This window comes from Streptomyces sp. NPDC050806 (genome assembly GCF_055586425.1).
On sequence record NZ_JBVJIF010000018.1, the window covers coordinates 51,547 to 67,232 of the forward strand.

Here is a 15,686-nt window from a genome sequence, read left to right on the forward strand (position 1 = left end):
CAAAGGGCACCTCCTGGAGCGCGCACGAGTCAGTGCTCGACTGCGGGAAGGCCCTGCGCCGGCAGACCGGCGCGGGGCCTTCTCATCGCTCGTGACCGTCCCGGAGACGCCGAACGTCGGCGTAGAGGCGCACCCGTACGCCGTCCTCGCCGGGCGTCCGGTACGGCGCCGAGGGGCCGCTGGACCACCACAGGGCGCTGACGGCCTGCGCGGCGGCTGCGGCGGTCTGTTCATCCGCGGCCGTCACCTCGACGGCGACGAAGCCCGGCTCGCACAGGCTCGGGTGTTGGCAGATCGGCTTCATGGCCCGTCAGACGCCGCCGCGCTGCGGCGCAGTTCGCCCTGCGGGCCGTTGTCACCCGGTCGTGGCCGCCGCCGTACGGTGACGGGGCGGGCTGACAAGGTCTGCGGCCGGCCGGCAGCTGGGGCAGGCGCCGTAGCGCGGATCGGTGAGCAGCGCGCGGGCCTGGTCGGTGGTCACGGTGGCCGCGTCCCGCGGGTACGACCAGCAGGTGGTGCGGTGTATTTCCCATTGCGGGCCGCGGCCGCGCACCCGGCCCGGGTGTGCGGCCACCGGCCAGCGGTCAGCCGGCGCCGGTGCGGCCGCGTGGTCCTGGTCATAGTCCTGCTCCCCCTGCCGCCGGGTGATCTCGGTGTCGACGGCCGCCAGCTCCTCGGCCAGCTGCGCCCGCAGCTCGTGCAGCTCGCCGAGCGACAACGGCAGCCGCCCCTCATCCATGGCTACGCCGCGTCAGTACCCGAAGCGTCGTGGACGTGCTTGAGCGCGCTGCGGGCGGCGACGACGTTGCCGCCCAAGGTCGACCAGTACGGATGCGTGCCCACCTGCGCGGTCAGCTCACGCAGACGCTGCTCCAGCCGCTGCCGCTGCTCGCGCTGCTCGGGGGTGTAACCGGGGGAATCATCGCGTCGATGGGGATACCAACGCCCCTCCGGGCGCTCCCAGCCGGCCATGGGAACCGTCGACCACGGCAGGGACTTGCCCAACGCTTCGTACTCGGCACGCACCTGGTGCAGCTCCAGCTGGGCTGCGCAGAGATCTTCGGGAAAGTCGCACTCGGCCACTCTCGAATAATACGCCTGTTCGATTCGCGCTCGGCTGAGGCGCGCCGCACCCCGGGCGATGACCCCTCCGGTGGCCGCCTCTGCCCGGCGAGTAAAGGAGGCTGTCATTGGCTGCTTCGGGCGGCATGTTCTCGGCTCTTGTTCGTACGCGACGAGATGAAGCGCATACCCCGGGCGGAAGAGCGATAGGGTGCGGGTACGTACCCGTACCCGCTAGATGGAGGCGGCGTGACCATGTCCGATGCCAACGTCCGCATCCCCGAGGAAGCCAAAGACCGGCTCGCGGCCATCGCCGCCAGCGAGGGACTGTCGCTTCGGGCCTACCTTGCCCGCCTCGCCGACACCCTGCTCACCCCCCAGGAGCGAGCGGAACGTGCCGAGCAGGCCCGCAACGCGCTGCAGAAGTGGAATGGCTACAGCCCGACCGCTGCCGAAGAGCGGCACCTGGATGAGGAGCTGGACCGTCGCTTGACGCAGGCGGCCGGCCGGTGAGCGAGGCGATGCACATCGTCTTCGACGACACGGCCATGACTGCGGCCGGGCAGGGCAATCTGCTCGCCTCCCGGCTGATTCACCGGGCGCACACCGAGGCGGGCTGGTTTCTGTACGCCCCTGCCTGCGCCTTGGTTGAAGCCGACCGTGCCAGACCGGGTACAGCCGAGCACCTCGCCGCATTGCCCGGCGTCACGGTGCTCGACCTCGACCTTCCCGCTGCCCTGGCCGTGGCCCGGCAGGAGACCTGGGCAGTCGCCCACGCCCAGCACGCGGCGCAACCCACCGCAGACCGGCCGGACGGAGCGATCGTCGCCACTACCGCTCCCGAGCGGTGGCACGGCCAGGCGGTACGTGTACTGGACCTCACCCCCTGAAGGAGCCGAGGCACACGCGGGATCGGACGCCGCAGATGGTGGAAGGGCCAGTGCTACGCCGATTTGCTGGCTGCGACCCCACCCGGCTGCGATCTCGGGGTATCAGCAGCGGGGCGGGGCCGGCGACGGCGTGCCCGCCCCGCTCGACGAGGGCGGAGCGGGCTTGCGCATCGCGTTCCCAGCTCAGTGCCTCGTCGCCGCCCGCACGGTCAGCCGTGCATTGGTGTGAGCTCAGCCCGCTTCGGGGCTCTCAGGTCTCCAGACGTTGATGTCGCCACCGCGCCACTGGAACCACTTTGGGTCATCGACCGCCATCTCTGACGGGTCCAGTCCGGCCCGACGCAGGCACTGACCCAGATCACTTCTACGGCTCCGTTATGTCCCTACCTGTGACACAAGGTGGGGCTCGGGCTGATGCACTGGTGGGAAGCCTCAGGGCGCGCGAGGCAGGGAATGTGCAGTACATCACATCGCCTCATTTTTCTGGTTTCTTCTGCCGCTCAGCTGCCAGAAGTCTCACCAGCCGTGACGTGCCCATTCGGTGATGGCCGCCTGTCGAATGGCCAGACGAATCCCCGCAAATGTCAAAGTTTCGCAGGTCAGGCGGTCTCCCAACTCCCGGTAGAGTCACGCGTGTTCATCTCTGCGTAGCGGTGCACCGCGCAGGGGCAGTCATCGGGCTGCCCTGCGGCTGTCCCAGTCCGGTGCATCAACCAGCAGAGGAGGAACAGGCATGGAACCGACCGGCACTGAGGGCGATGACGAAGAATCGCCGCGGGGCCGGGAGGACCGCAGCGACGAGCGCAAGCGGATCGCCCGCGAGGCGGCGGTGAACATCACCGTCGCTGTCCTGAGCGGCGCGATCGTGGAATGGCTCTCGCGGCTCTTCAAAGAGCTGCGGCCCCAGGCGCCGCGAACGCCCGGGGCCGTTATTGCGGTACTCCTGCTAGACGTGCGGCCCCGTCAGCCGGCCAGGAGGGCGGGGCCGTACTGGCTCACCAGGGCAACCACCCCCGTGGTCGCTCTTTGGGTGAGCGGCGCCGAACCCCGGGTACGGCGCGATGATTCCTAAAAGTTGCTCGGTCCCAGCGGGAACAGTCAACTTTTAGGAGTCACCACAAGCCTAGCGCGTATGACACATGGCGTGTCACCAGCGAATGCCTCACACCCCATCGAGACGTGATCGCTCTCGCTGTGCTGGGAGGACGGTCAGCCCCTTGGTGGCCGAGGGGGCGACAGCGGCATCTGATGCTGGCCTGGCGGCGGTCAGTCGAAGTCGCCCAGTGAGGCCATGGTCTGCGATTGCTGATGCTCCTTCGGAGTGCCGAGTTCAGTGCTCCACAGGATGCGCTCGCCGATGAAGTGGCTGCGCCGCCGTATGTCGTCGGCGATGCTACGGGCCGGCTGGTAGGGCCAGGAAGAGGTGCTGCTGGGGCGTCGGGCCTGTGCTTCCGCGTACTCGCGTTGTTCGGCCTCGTACTGCCGGCGGGCCTCGGGGAAATCGAACAGAAGCGGTTCGCAAGACTCGACGCGGGGCCTGGTTACCCGCTTCTCTTCGTCATCTACGGTGACCACGGCGATCACATTCAAAGCGACATCGTCGCCCTTTTTGATCAAGCGGTAGCGGCCTGGCTCGATCCAGCCGCCCTCCCAGTGCACGTCATGCTGTTCGACGTCGCGCTGGTTCTGCTGCTGCGCCAGTGCATTGGCATCTTCGGCCAGCTGGTTCGCTGCCGTAGCGATGTCGTTCGCCGCGCGGGCGATCTCGTTGGACTCGGCACTCGTCTCATTGGCGCGTACGGCCAGCTGATTGGCGTCTCGGGCGATCTTGTTGGCGTCGTGAGCAAGACGGTTGCCCTGCGCCGCTTCCTTGTTTGCCCGTTTTGCCTGGCACATGCCGATGATCCCGGTGACGGCGCCGGCGACACCCGCTATCCCGCCGGTCAAACTGCCGACATCTCCCCACTCCAGCACCATAAGGGCAGAATAGCCACTCATCGAACGGGAGTGCTGCTTCGCCTGCGAGGACTGCTACCTCCTCGTCCGAAGGCGTTCGCGTCGTGTCGTGACCAGCGCGCGCCAGCGCTCGCGGGTGATCTGCTCGCCGTCCACCCACTGCACCGCGGAGGCCGACTCGGCGGGCATCGGTAGGCCGGCCATGAAGTGGGCGATGTCGACGTAGTAGGCGTAGTAGTCCGGGCGGGTCAGCTCGCGCAGGCGGCGGATGCTGGCCCCGATGCCTTCCTGGTCGTCGCGGATGGCGTGATGGAAGGCGAGGGCGAGTTCGAGCTTGGCCTGGGCGAAGGCAAGCCCGGAGGTGCCGACCTCGGCCCGCAGGACCTGGTACCGGTCGGCGAGGCCAGTGTCCTTCCCGGCATCGCGCAGGAGCTCGGCGATGCGGACGTCCAAGGTGGCGGCGCGCAGGTCGACCGGGCCGAGCAGCCGTTCGGCGAGCTCGATCTCGTCATCGGCGAGGTCGGGTTCGGCGAAGGCGAGGGTGAAGGCCCGCATGGCCTGGGACATGGCCGCCTCACCCTTCTTCCCGTGCTCCTCCCCCTCCCGCCGCGCGGCCTGGAACGCCTGGGCGCCGCCGGCGATGTCGCCCTGAACCCACCGGACGTCGCCGGTCACGCGGTGGTGGCGGCCTTCCCAGCCGAGGTGTGCGGCGGCATCCAGGGCGGTGGGGAAGTCGCCGGCGAGGCGGGAAAGGTGCGCGAGTCCGCGGCGGGCATTGGGCGCAAGGCGCCCGCCGCCGGCGACGACGTGCTGCATGCCGCGGCGGGAGTCCTCAGTGAGTCCGAGGTCTCGCTGGGCCTTGGCCAGGTAGTAGACGGCCATGTCGTGCAGGTCGGACGGCAGCAGGCAGGAGTCGGTGAGGCGGGTGAGGCGCTCGGCGGTACGGGCGCGGTTCTCGCGCTGGCGGCGGGCGAGCGTGCTGAGGATCTCCACCAGCGCGTCCGCGGGCGTCTGCAGTTCCGTACCGGCGTCGTGGTCGCGGGCGGGAGGTGCGAGGGGCTCCCAGACGGAGTCGCCGATGTAGGCCCAGGCGGCCTCGGTGAGCCAGTCCAGGCCCAGGCGGTGGTCACGGGCCAGGCGCAGGCCCTGGCGCAGGCAGCCGACCAGCAGCAGCCGGTCGTGTGCTTCGCCTGCACTCCACTGCTCGCCGAGCGCGGTGAAGGCGCGTGTCGCGGCCTGCTGCCAGTCGTGCGGGGACCAGCGGTCATCGGTCTGGTCATCGGCGGTGCGCAGGGTGGAGCGGATCAGGTCGTGCAGGTGGAAGGGCCACAGGCCGAAGGGGTTGTGCCGTACGAAGGGCCGCTCGGTCAGTCGCAACGCCGGCGCCTGGTGGGTCAGGCCGGCGGTCTGGGTGGCGAGGTTCAGGTCGAAGGCGTCCAGGAGGGCGACGGAGCGCAGGACGTGCCGTTCGTCGGGGGTGAGGTCGGCCAGGGTGCGGGCGATCAGGGCGGGGAAGTCGGCGTCGAAGTCGGCCGGCCCCGGTTCCCGGCCGCTGCGCCGTATCTCCAAAAACCGCATGGCGGCCAGGTCCAGGTACAGGGGCAGGCCGTGGGAGCGGCTGGCGATGACCTGCCGGAGGCGCGCATCGATGAGGGGCTGGCCGTCTTGGGCCAGGCGGCGGGCGAGGTAGTCCTCGCAGTCCTCGGGGGAGAAGTCCCCGATAAGGATCTGCCGCCCGCCGGCGACAGGGGCGGGGGAGGGGGTGCGGGCGGCGGGCAGTTCGCGGGCGGCCAGGTCGGGCCAGGCGGCAGGCCCCGTCCAGTCCAGCTGGCCGGCCAGGGCTTCCTCGGCCCACTGCAGCCAGCTGCGGCCGGTGATGACGAACAGTGCGTTCGGCAGCAGCCACACAACACGCTGCAGGAGACGCTCAAAGTCGCGGTGCGTACGGTCGCCGATGTCCTCGAAGGTGTCCAGCAGCACCACCGGGACGACTGCTTTGTCGGCGGGGAGCTGGGCGAGCTCCCAGGCCAGCAGGTGCGGATAGAAGGACAGCGCGTCCAGGTCCGCTTCGGCCTCCAGCAGATCCGCCAGGCGCGCGCAGCCGGCCAGTGCCCGTACGGACTGCCGGCGTTCGCGCAGGGCGCCCACCAGCGCGCCGGTCACCTGCCCGAGCGCCGCTCCCACGGTGCCGGGCAGCAGCAGGGCCTGGGCGACGTCGCCGAGTGCGGACTGCATCTGCTGCGGCAGCGCCCGGCCGAAGCGGGCGGCCAGCCCGTCCCGGCGCAGGTACTCCTCCAGGCTTTCGCCAGGGTGGGTGTGTTCCCAGTACCGGCGCAGCGCCAGGTCGAAGGCGGGCAGCGGGCGGCCGAGCTCGGCGAGCGCGAGCCGCAGCGTGAGGACGACGCGCTCGAAGTCCATCCCGGCCGAGCGGGCGAGATCGATCCGTACGGGCACGATGTGCTGGTCGGTGGGCCAGGCCGGTGCCGGCCACTGGGCGGGCCGCTGCTGGCCGCCGGTGGTCAGAGCCGCTTCGAGCTTGCGGGACAGCGTGGTTTTGCCGATGCCGCCGACCCCGTGGAAGACCAGCACATTGCGGCGCGGCGCTTCGAGGTCCTCGACGTCGAAGGCGGGGCCGGCCAGGCGCTGCAGGTGTTCGCCGAGCGCGGTGGTGACGGCCTGCCATTGCCCCTGCCGGTTGGTGAACGCCTCACTGGCGGCCAGGGAGCGGTCGTTGGAGCTGAACAGTGCTCGCAGATCCCGGCCCGCCACAACTACCCCCGAAAACGATCAACTGGCATCAACGTACGACACCCTCGCAGCTTTCCTCACCACCAGCCCCGTCCGCTGCGGCCTTCCCGGCCACGTCACGGTGCTTGGGACAATGCCCCGATTGTCCCGACAGCAAGGTGGTTTTACCCATGGACGACAACGGCGAGCAGCCCGGCGGCACCGAGTACGAGGGCGCGGCAGAGATCCTGCGGCGCGTGTCGGTCTGGTACAGCCAGGCCATCATGGCCGAACGCCGCGCGCCGGCACCCGACTCCCAGCGCCTGGAGCACCTGATGGCCAAGCGCCAGGAGTGTGTGGAGGACCAACAGGCCCTGAAGACCGCGACACCTGAGCAGGTGGAGCAGCTCGCCCAGCGTTACGCGGCGCACTGGAAGGAACTGACCAAGCCGTAATCCGCCGCCTGGCGCGCCGGAAGCGGCAGCGCGGCAACCGGCGGGGCAGCGGACAGGCGGCGCGGGCGCAGGTGCTCGGGCAGCAGCGGGCGGGCCAGGGCCGTGATCTGCTCCAGCTCGGCACGGTACTGCGGCAGCGCCTGGCGCAAGGCGCGCTGCTGGACAAGGAAGCGCCACGCTTCGCTCTCGCTGTAGGGGCGCTGCCGCTCGGCCACCAGGGCCAGAGCGGCGCCGGCCGGCCGGACCATGCTCCCGTCCGGGCGGCGCTCGCCCTGCCAGGTCGCAGTGCCATCCCGCCGCATCACCACCACCGCGTCCGCCACGCCCCGCTGCTCGGCGGCCTGGACCGCGTCCACGACTGCGAGGAAGCACCGGTCATGACCGCTGGCGGTGGTGAACCTGCCCGGAACGCCGAGCCGGGCCACCTGGGCGTAGCGCGCGGCGGTGCCCTGGCGGCTGTCCGCAGCCCGCACGGCCAGGACGACCAGCTCGATCCGGTACCCGGCCGCGCGGAAGGGCAGGGCGCTGTCGAGGAACTGCTGCGCGTCCCCGGGCGCGATCTCGATGACCGCATCGCCGCGCCGATCCCGTACGTACGACTCGGCCCGGGTCTGCCAGGCCCGGTAGTCCGCGCGGATCGCCGCGCCGGCGCCGCGCGGGTTGTCCTGCAGCAGCTGGTGGTAATCGGGGTGGGCGGCTTTGAAGTCATCCCCGACCAGGTGCGCCGCCTCTCCCTGCAGCGTGCGCAGGATCAGGCGGGCCGCCCGCGTCTTGCCCGCGCCGGGCTGCCCCATCACATAGACCACCCGTGGCGCGTCCTGGGCAGTGATGCCGCTCAGATAGGACGGCACGATCAGCTCATCAAAAATCCACCGGTGCTCCTCGGCCGAGAGCCGGTGGTAGGTGACACCGGGCGGCTGCGCGATGGGCTGGGCGATCCGCCGCACCGGCTCCGCAAGTGCCGCTGCGCGCTCGGCATCGCGCTGGACGGCCAGGCGCCGGTCCTCCGATAGCAGTTCGCGGTGCAGCCGCTGGTCGGTTCGGGCCAGCTCCCGCCGGAAGGTCTGCGTCTGCGGCGCGTTCCACGGCCGCGCCCGCTCGGCCGTCACCGCCGCCCGCGCCGCCGGCCTCCGGCGCCAGACTCCGTCGATCAGTTCGTTGTCGTACAACGCCGTACCGTCGCGGCGCACGACGGTGATGCGGTCGGCCAGCTGCTCGGCCTCGATGACGGCCAGGGTCGGCAGCAGCTGCCTCGCGCACCGGTCGTGGTTCTCCCAGGAGACGTACCGGCCGCCGCCGGAGAGAGCGTCGGTGAGGAAGCGGGACAGCGTCCCCAGCTGGCTCAGGGCCTCTGCCGTCGCCAGGGCCACGACCTCGATGCGGGCACCGGCCTGCCGGTAGGCGGCGGCGGAGCTACGGAACTCCTCGGCATCAGCCAGGGCCGTCTCCACCACCGCATCCAAGCTGTGCGTACGCACGTGGGCTTCTACTGCGGCCTGCCAGCGGCGGGTATCGGGCCTCACCTTCACCCCGGCCGTGCGGACGTCCTCGGCCAGCAGCTCGGCATAGCGGCGGTGCGCGGCCTTGTACAGGTCGCTGCCGATCCTCACCGCTCCGCCTCGGCGGTTCAGCGCCGCGTGGACAAGGTCGGCGATGTGGGTCTTGCCGCTGCCGGGCTGACCTGCGACGAAGACGGTCACGGGGTGTTGCTGGCGGACCGCGTGCGCCGTCCATCCCGGCAGGATCGCCTGACGCAGCACCCGGTGGTTCTCCTCCTCGGACAGCGCGGCCGCTGTGACCTCTGCTTCCCCCACCAGTCCTCCTGCACCGAACGCCATGATCGCGAGCATCTTGATCGTGACATAAAAACAAGCATAAAAACAAGCGCAAATCCAAAGGTGATTTCGTGGTAGTGTCTGAGGTGGAGGTGAAGCATGCCCACCGAAGAAGAGCTGTTCGAGGCGGTCGATGCACTGTTGGAAGGGGAGCCGTCGCTGCCCCCGCCGGCGGAGCGGGCCCGGCTGCGGGAGGCGGCCGGCGTCACCCAGGCCCGGCTCGCTCAGGTGCTGAAGTCGACGGCGCAGACTGTCCGGAACTGGGAAGCAGGCCGATCCGAGCCCCGGCCGCCGCGGCTGCAGGCGTACCAGCGGCTGCTGGACGGCTGGGCCGCGAAGTACCCTCCCGCGGTTCCGGAGACCTTCACCGGCGCCACGGAACCAGCGACGCCCACCCCTGCCCCCGCGCCCGAGGCGGCCCCCGCCCCGGCGCCCGCGGCCAGGCCGACGTCGACGTCGCGCCGTCCGGCGCGGGCGAAGGCCGCGAAGCCGGCCGCGGCGGATCCGCGCTTCCCCCACGGACCGCTCGCGGTCCTGGACGGCGACGGCACCGCGTACGGCGTGGAGGGCATCGTGCTGGAGTGCCCGGCCAAGACCATCCCGGCCCTGGTCGAGTGGACGCTGAAGGAATCAGGGCTGGGGGCACCACGTCTGCACCGCCATGGCAAGGACGCTGATCCGCTGATCGTGCTGACCGCCTCGGCCGCCGTACGCCTCGGCCTGCCCAAAGCCCTGGAGGGTCCGGAGGCCCGCCGTTCCCTGCGCCTGCCGGAGGACCACCCGGTGATCAAGCAGATCGCCCGCGCGAAGTGGAAGCTCACTCAGCGCGGTTTCGGCCCGTGGGCCCGCATCTATCGCCCCGCCGCGGCTGGGCAGCGGCAGTGCGTGCAGCTGGCCATCCTGCCCTGGGACGCCCTCGATACCCGGGCCTGGCCCGGCACCGCCGACCTCCCGCCGGCCGACCTCGCCCGCGTGCTCGGCACCTACGCGACCCGGGTGCTGACCCCGCGCGGCTCCACCGCCGTCTCGGGCCTGGAGCTGATGACGACGCTGCGCCCGCCGACCCGCCCGGTCAAGGACGAGACCACCGGCGGCTGGGTGTCGGGCCCGAACCCTGGCGCGCTCACCGCCCCGGTTGACCCGGCCCCGCCGGAGGCCACCGCCGAGCACCCGGTCGCCCAAGGCTGGGACGGCGGCTTCCTGGACGAAGAGGCCTACCAGTGGGTCCGCGACGAGCAGCTGCTCTCCGATGAGGAGTGCCTGCTACCCAACGCGGTCGGTCTGGACATCAACACTGCCTTCCTCGCCGCCTCCGCGCGCCTGAGCGTCGGCCTGGGCGCGCCCGTCCACGTCGACCGGCCGGCGTTCGACAAGAAGGTCCCCGGCTCGTGGCTGGTCGACCTCTCGCACATCGAGCTGGACCCGCGCCTGCCGAGCCCGTTCACGCCTTCCGGCCGGCGCCCGGACGGCCCGGCCTGGTACGCCACCCCGACCGTCGCGTACGCGGTGGAGCTCGGTTACAACGTCACCCCCATCGAGGCGTACCTGCGGCGGGAGACCGGCCCGTACCTGGACCCCTGGCACGACCGCCTGAAGACCGCCTACGTCGACACCCTCGCCGACCTCGGCGTCACCAAGGACCTGGACGACGAAGCGTTCCTCGCCGCCATGGAGGAGCACAAGCAGACCGACCCTGGTCTCGCCGCGGTGCTGTCGGCGATCAAGTCCACGGTCAAGGGCGGCATCGGCAAGCTCCGTGAGCGCCCGCAGGGCCGCCACTACCGCGACGGGGAGCGCTGGCCGGCCCTGGAACGGCCGACCTGGCGCCCGGACATCCGGGCGGCGGTGATTTCCAAGGCGCGGGTGAACATGCACCGCAAGATGGCCAAGACCGCCGAAGCAGCCGGCCTGTACCCCCTTGCCGTGCTCTCCGACTGCGTCGTCTACCCCAGCCCCGGCCCGTCGCCGCTGGACTTCCTGCCCTACACCACCTCCGGCAAGCCCTACCCCGGCTCCTTCCGTCTCGGGCCGACGCCCGGCCTGGCGAAGGTCGAAGGCGTCCAGACGATGGCGTGGGCGGTGGATTTGATGGAGCAGCAGTACAACCCGGCCCGGCACATCAAGGGCGGCGACGCCGTCCTGGACGAAGGAGAGTGAGTCGTGGGGGACATCGAGGACGCCCTGGACCGCGCCGACCAAGAAGCCTTCACCCGCGAACCGCCGAAGACACCCCTCGCGCAGATCCGCCTGCTGGTCCGGGCGGAGAAGGGCTCCACGCGAGCCGTGGCGGCCCGTCTGGGCGTCTCCCAGCGCACCATCGAGCGTTACCTCGCCGGGCAGCGCAAGACGCCGCAGAGGCGCCTCGCAGAGGCGCTGCGCCGCGAGGTGCCGAAGGTGTGGCAGCCGCGGGTGCGGCAGCGCCGCCGCAAACAGGCCGCCACCACCGCCGGCATCACCATCGAAACCCGCGCCCGCTTCGGCTACACCGCCCCCATCGGCACCACCGACGACGGCCGCGTCCGCCGACTGACCGTCCACCTCCCACCCGCCTACGCCGCCCGCCTCTTCGACGCCCAACAGCAGGGCGCGAACGACCAGCAGCTGCGGGGAATCGTCGCCGAAGGACTCCAGGAAACCTATTTCAAAGACGGCGGCCGCCGCGCCGATGACCTCGAAGTGGAATTCACCGACATCGACTACATCGACGTTTCCTTCTGAGCAGGATCTCGAACGCGGGGCACTTCATCTTCCGAAGATGAGAACGAGCAGGAAGAAGACCACAACTACGCAACACAGCACAGCGAAGGTCTGGATCCGGAGAGCGAAACGACGGCGGAGGCTCATCCGCCTCCGATCGGCTCGCCGGATCCCCCTCTCCACGGCGCGCTCAATGTCGCGTCGGTACACAGCACCCTCCCCCTCACACGTTGATCTGACGACGATGAGCGTACGGCCACCGCACAACGGCGGTTGGCAGGGCGTGTGGTGCGCGGGACACTGCCGGTATGGGGCGGGAAGACGCCGAGAGCAACGGCGCACTCACCGAGGACGAGCGCGAAGCCATCGGCGGGATGCCCATCGAAGACCCCGGCGACGACCAGGACCAGGGCGGCGATGATGAGTGAGTGGGGCGACGCACGCTTCGGCCGGCGCCTGCTGCAGCGCACCTACCAACCCGGACGCATGCGTGCCCTCACCCTCACCCCCGGCCCACCCCGCGCCGCGCACCTCGACCCCGACGCGCCCCGCGCGGTGGTCCGCTGGGACGGACAGCGCTGGAAGCTGGTCGCCATCGTCGACAACCTCGCCGCCGCCCAGGCCCTGATGCGCCCCGACAAGCCCGGCCCCGAGCCCTGGTAGTACAGGCGGCCCGAACCCTCCCCCGGCCCCACCGCGGCCGCGTACCGTGAGAGCGAGACCCGCCTGGAGGACCTCATGAGCGCAACTCCCGAGCACGCGCCCGCCTCTCCGCCGACCTCGCCGGCGGCCGCCGCGCAGCTGCTCGCGCGGATCCGCGCCGACCGCCGAGCCGATCGCTGGGTGCCGGCCTTCGAGCGGGACTGGAGCAAGGCGCTGGAGGACTCCCGGCACAGCTACAGCCTGGCCCCGCTGTACGACGTCATCCGCGAATGGCAGGTCCGCCTCGACACCGCCCCGGCCGTCGACGCCTTCCTCGACTCCGGCAAGGACGACTCCGGCTTCCTCCCCTTCGAAGACGTCCTCGGGCCCCGCCGGTGAGCGATGCGGCCTGGACGGTCCGGCTGTCCGCAAAGGCCGGCCAGCAGCTGCGCGACCACAGCCAGGAAATGGCCCGTGACGTCCTGGACATCGCCACCCGCACCCCGTGGGACTGAGTCTGTCCGAAAGCGGATCACTCACGCGGATGATTGCCTGCCGCGCTGGATTGTCGATCACTCATCAGGTGCAGGGTCCCGTCGCAATGTATTGCCGCCATGCTCAGAGGGAGTCACATGCAGCGACGACGAATTCCGTGTTCTGCTCCAGCGTGAACCCGCGGCCCCGGCGGCCTCGCGGTGCTCCGCAGAGCCGGGTGCGGTAACAGCCGTCGATGAAATCAGTCGGTTCCGGCCGCCTCGGGAGCTGGTCTGACTCGGCCGCGGGAACCTCGACACCCTCACCGACTTCAGGAGATCGTCATATCGCAGCGACGTGAGACACCCGCCCTGTCGGCCGCAGGCCCATCCGAAGTGCCGCGCTATTACGCGCGCAAGACCGCAGCGATCCTGCACAAGTACGGCCCTGGACCACGCGTTCACTTTCACGTCGGATTATTCGCACCAGGCGCCGCCCCCAACACCACCGTTTCCCAAGTCGCCCTCAAGCGACGCATCGTCGCAGCCCAGGAAGCAATCGTCGACCACGCCGCCCGCTCTTGGGGAGCTTGCGCCAGCCCACCCGGATCCGTCCTGGACATCGGCTGCGGCGTCGGTGGCGGCTCGCTCTACTGGGCAAAGGAACACGGAGCCAAGGTCACCGGCCTCACCAACCTCGGTGAGCATGTGCCTCTCATCAAGCAGTTCGCGCGGCAAGCCGAGGTCAACGACCTGGTCACCGCCGTCCACGGCGACATCCACGACCTGAACGAACAGCAGGCGTACGACGCCGCCTACGCCAATGAGTCCTCCGGATACATGGATCGCGAACGGCTCTTCCACGTGGTGGCCCGTGCCCTGAAGCCGGGTGGATGGTTCGGCATCCAGGAGCACCTCATCTGCCGTCCCGAATGGGCCGAGTTCATCAACGGCTACTACAAGACCCACCTCGGCACCCTCACCGAGTACATCAGAGCCGCTGAGGCCGCAGGCTTCGCACTCGAGCAGGACGAGGACGTCACGGACCGCGTGGCCGAGTTCTGGGTGCAGTCCATGGCCTGGAACACCGCCGAGTTGGACCGCTGCGCCGCTGAGGGGGACACCATGCGAACGGCCTGGAGCCGCGAACGACTCATCGAGTCCGCGCTCACCCACGGCAAACTCTTCCGCATCTGGCGCGACCACGCCATGGAGACACGGCTGCTGCTGTTCCGGCTCACCGATACCAGGAACCGTGACTGACAACACCCCACCGTCAGGGAGAGATGAATGTCTGCAGCGCCCGAGCATGACCTTGTCCTGCCACAGCTGTACTGCCCTTACCCGGCGAACGAGGGCAACGTTCCCAACGTCGAGCCACTTAGTGCGGTCGGCCTTCGTTGGTTCCACGAACGGAACCTGCTGACCTCTGATAGTGAAGTCGAAGAGTACACGCGAGCGAAATTCGCTGATCTCACCGCACGGGTGTGCCCGCAGGGGAAAGGCGAGCGCCTGGAAGCAGTGCTGATCTGGTTCACGCTCGCCTTCCGTATGGACGATCTCATCCTCGATACGACGGATGACCCCGTACGCAAGATCGCTGACGTCTTGCCGCAGTACGTTCGGGTGGTCGACGACCCTCACACGCCGCTCACTGCAGATGATCCGCTCATTCGTGCTTTCCGAGATTTCCAGCTACTCATGCACGACCTGTGCACTGCTGATCAATGGTTCCGCCTGTGCGACGGGTGGCAGGGCTATTTTCTGGGGAGTTTGTGGAAAGCCATCTACGTTGATTCAGGGCGCCAGCCGTCGCCCTCCGACTACAAGTTCTTCCGCGCCGAAGACTCGGCATTGATGCTGGTGTGGCACGTTCTGGAAGTCGGCGCGGGCATCGATCTGCCACAGTCGGAATTCGTCACCAGCCCCTTGCGCTCGCTGGCCCGCATGGCGGCGAACATCGGCAGCTGGCTCAACGACATCTATTCCTATCCCAAGGAGATTCTGCAACCAGCCCGCCCATCACTGTCACTGCCCACCGTGCTGGCCGAGCACCATCGGCTGACGCACCAAGAAGCAATCGATGAGGCCGCCCGACTCCATGACGAGGAAACCCGAAAATTCATCGCTCTGGCGGATGAGGTCGCACTGACCGCCTCACCACAGACCACCGACTACGTGTCGATGATGCGCCACTGCATCCGTGGCAACTACGACTGGGAGCGCCTCAGCGGGCGCTACCCAGGATGGGCCTGATCCCGGCAACGCCTGGAACACCAAGGGCGCAACGACATCTCGTCCTACAGGTCGACGAGCCATTCCTATTCAACAACATGTGGAGGCCGCGAACGATGGTGTTCCAGGCCTCGATTTGATGGTCACGCAGCTTGATGGACATTGCCCGCACCCTCCCTTTCGTGGAATGTGACACGCGGTGATGGTGATAGGTACCGGCGCGAAGTTGCTCGCGGGTGGTGGTACGGTTTGATTCCAGACTCTACACACTGAATCAGTTTGATGCAGTAATGTTGGTCAGGTTGACGCTGCGAGGGTGATGGGTGGTCAGTTGTAGAGGGTGAGGCGAGGTGTTGAAGTGTAGGCTGTGGGGCGTTGGCGGGCTCGGTTCGATGGGGTGGCGGTTCGGGTGGAGCGCAGCGGAGCCCGTTCTCTTCGGTGGTGCCGGCATCCGTCCGGGGCTCGGCTCATGGTGGGGGTGTGGCCCGGGATTCCAGGGTCTACACGGCTTCGGGCGCGATGCACCCTCCCTCGTAGCCAGCCTTGAAGTCCCCGCTTGCGGGGACTTCCCCATTCCCGCGAAGCGGGAATGGTACCGCTTTTAGAATTCCGCTTGCGGAATTCAATTCCCGCGCTTGCGCGGGAATTTGACGGAGCGTTAGCGGAGTCGTTTCACTGCCCAGCGCGCTAGCGCTGGGGTACCCGCTCCGCGGG

16 protein-coding genes are annotated in these 15,686 nt (G+C 69.3%); 10 read left to right on the forward strand and 6 right to left on the reverse strand.

What is annotated here, in order from left to right:
* Positions 1-82 precede the first annotated feature (82 nt).
* The 3 genes from ACZ6WH_RS37865 to ACZ6WH_RS37875 are packed head-to-tail and all read right to left on the reverse strand — an operon-like array spanning position 83 to position 1,083.
* Positions 83-304, reverse strand: a complete 222-nt coding sequence (locus ACZ6WH_RS37865; protein ID WP_469734573.1) for a DUF6207 family protein — start codon at positions 302-304, stop codon at positions 83-85.
* 51 nt (positions 305-355) lie between these two features.
* The gene (locus ACZ6WH_RS37870; protein ID WP_469734575.1) at positions 356-739 is read right to left on the reverse strand and encodes a DUF6233 domain-containing protein; all 384 of its coding nucleotides are present in this window, start codon (positions 737-739) and stop codon (positions 356-358) included.
* A 2-nt stretch (positions 740-741) separates the two neighbouring features.
* Positions 742-1,083 (reverse strand): hypothetical protein, encoded by a 342-nt coding sequence (locus tag ACZ6WH_RS37875; RefSeq protein ID WP_469734577.1) that lies wholly within the window; start codon positions 1,081-1,083, stop codon positions 742-744.
* Between the two features lie 234 nt (positions 1,084-1,317).
* Here ACZ6WH_RS37875 and ACZ6WH_RS37880 point away from each other — a divergent pair, with 234 nt between their 5' ends.
* The 3 genes from ACZ6WH_RS37880 to ACZ6WH_RS37890 all read left to right on the forward strand — a co-directional run bounded on the left by ACZ6WH_RS37880 (position 1,318) and on the right by ACZ6WH_RS37890 (position 3,024).
* Positions 1,318-1,575, forward strand: a complete 258-nt coding sequence (locus ACZ6WH_RS37880; protein WP_469734607.1) for a hypothetical protein — start codon at positions 1,318-1,320, stop codon at positions 1,573-1,575.
* Entirely contained in the window at positions 1,572-1,952 is a 381-nt protein-coding gene (locus ACZ6WH_RS37885; RefSeq protein ID WP_469734579.1) for a PIN domain-containing protein, read from the forward strand. The genes ACZ6WH_RS37880 and ACZ6WH_RS37885 overlap by 4 nt, the downstream gene beginning before the upstream one ends.
* A gap of 733 nt (positions 1,953-2,685) precedes the next feature.
* Positions 2,686-3,024, forward strand: a complete 339-nt coding sequence (locus ACZ6WH_RS37890) for a hypothetical protein (RefSeq protein ID WP_469734581.1) — start codon at positions 2,686-2,688, stop codon at positions 3,022-3,024.
* A 194-nt stretch (positions 3,025-3,218) separates the two neighbouring features.
* Here the strand turns inward: ACZ6WH_RS37890 and ACZ6WH_RS37895 are convergent, their stop codons facing one another.
* Together ACZ6WH_RS37895 and ACZ6WH_RS37900 are read right to left on the reverse strand one after the other, a co-directional pair.
* On the reverse strand, positions 3,219-3,929 hold the full coding sequence (locus tag ACZ6WH_RS37895) for a hypothetical protein (RefSeq protein WP_469734583.1): 711 nt from the start codon (positions 3,927-3,929) through the stop codon (positions 3,219-3,221).
* Between the two features lie 54 nt (positions 3,930-3,983).
* Entirely contained in the window at positions 3,984-6,677 is a 2,694-nt protein-coding gene (locus ACZ6WH_RS37900; protein WP_469734585.1) for an ATP/GTP-binding protein, read from the reverse strand.
* A gap of 149 nt (positions 6,678-6,826) precedes the next feature.
* On the opposite strand from ACZ6WH_RS37900, the gene ACZ6WH_RS37905 reads away from it, so the two are divergent.
* Positions 6,827-7,090 carry a hypothetical protein gene (locus tag ACZ6WH_RS37905; RefSeq protein WP_469734587.1) on the forward strand — a complete coding sequence of 88 codons (264 nt, stop codon included), beginning with the start codon at positions 6,827-6,829 and terminating at the stop codon, positions 7,088-7,090.
* Here ACZ6WH_RS37905 and ACZ6WH_RS37910 read toward each other — a convergent pair.
* Positions 7,054-8,904, reverse strand: coding sequence for a zeta toxin family protein (locus ACZ6WH_RS37910; protein ID WP_469734589.1), 1,851 nt, complete (start codon positions 8,902-8,904; stop codon positions 7,054-7,056). The two genes, ACZ6WH_RS37905 and ACZ6WH_RS37910, sit on opposite strands and share 37 nt — an antisense overlap.
* A 120-nt stretch (positions 8,905-9,024) precedes the next feature.
* On the opposite strand from ACZ6WH_RS37910, the gene tap reads away from it, so the two are divergent.
* The 6 genes from tap (at position 9,025) to ACZ6WH_RS37940 (ending at position 14,993) form a co-directional block, all read left to right on the forward strand.
* The gene (gene tap, locus ACZ6WH_RS37915) at positions 9,025-11,082 is read left to right on the forward strand and encodes a telomere-associated protein Tap (protein ID WP_469734591.1); all 2,058 of its coding nucleotides are present in this window, start codon (positions 9,025-9,027) and stop codon (positions 11,080-11,082) included.
* A gap of 3 nt (positions 11,083-11,085) precedes the next feature.
* The gene (gene tpg / locus ACZ6WH_RS37920) at positions 11,086-11,643 is read left to right on the forward strand and encodes a telomere-protecting terminal protein Tpg (RefSeq protein ID WP_469734593.1); all 558 of its coding nucleotides are present in this window, start codon (positions 11,086-11,088) and stop codon (positions 11,641-11,643) included.
* A 399-nt stretch (positions 11,644-12,042) separates the two neighbouring features.
* Positions 12,043-12,285: a DUF6087 family protein gene (locus ACZ6WH_RS37925; protein ID WP_469734595.1), complete on the forward strand. Its 243-nt coding sequence runs from the start codon at positions 12,043-12,045 to the stop codon at positions 12,283-12,285.
* Positions 12,286-12,360: 75 nt separating this feature from the next.
* Entirely contained in the window at positions 12,361-12,663 is a 303-nt protein-coding gene (locus ACZ6WH_RS37930; protein ID WP_469734597.1) for a DUF6247 family protein, read from the forward strand.
* Positions 12,664-13,133: 470 nt separating this feature from the next.
* Positions 13,134-14,000: an SAM-dependent methyltransferase gene (locus tag ACZ6WH_RS37935; RefSeq protein WP_469734599.1), complete on the forward strand. Its 867-nt coding sequence runs from the start codon at positions 13,134-13,136 to the stop codon at positions 13,998-14,000.
* Between the two features lie 27 nt (positions 14,001-14,027).
* Positions 14,028-14,993: a terpene synthase family protein gene (locus ACZ6WH_RS37940; protein WP_469734601.1), complete on the forward strand. Its 966-nt coding sequence runs from the start codon at positions 14,028-14,030 to the stop codon at positions 14,991-14,993.
* Positions 14,994-15,686 lie beyond the last annotated feature (693 nt).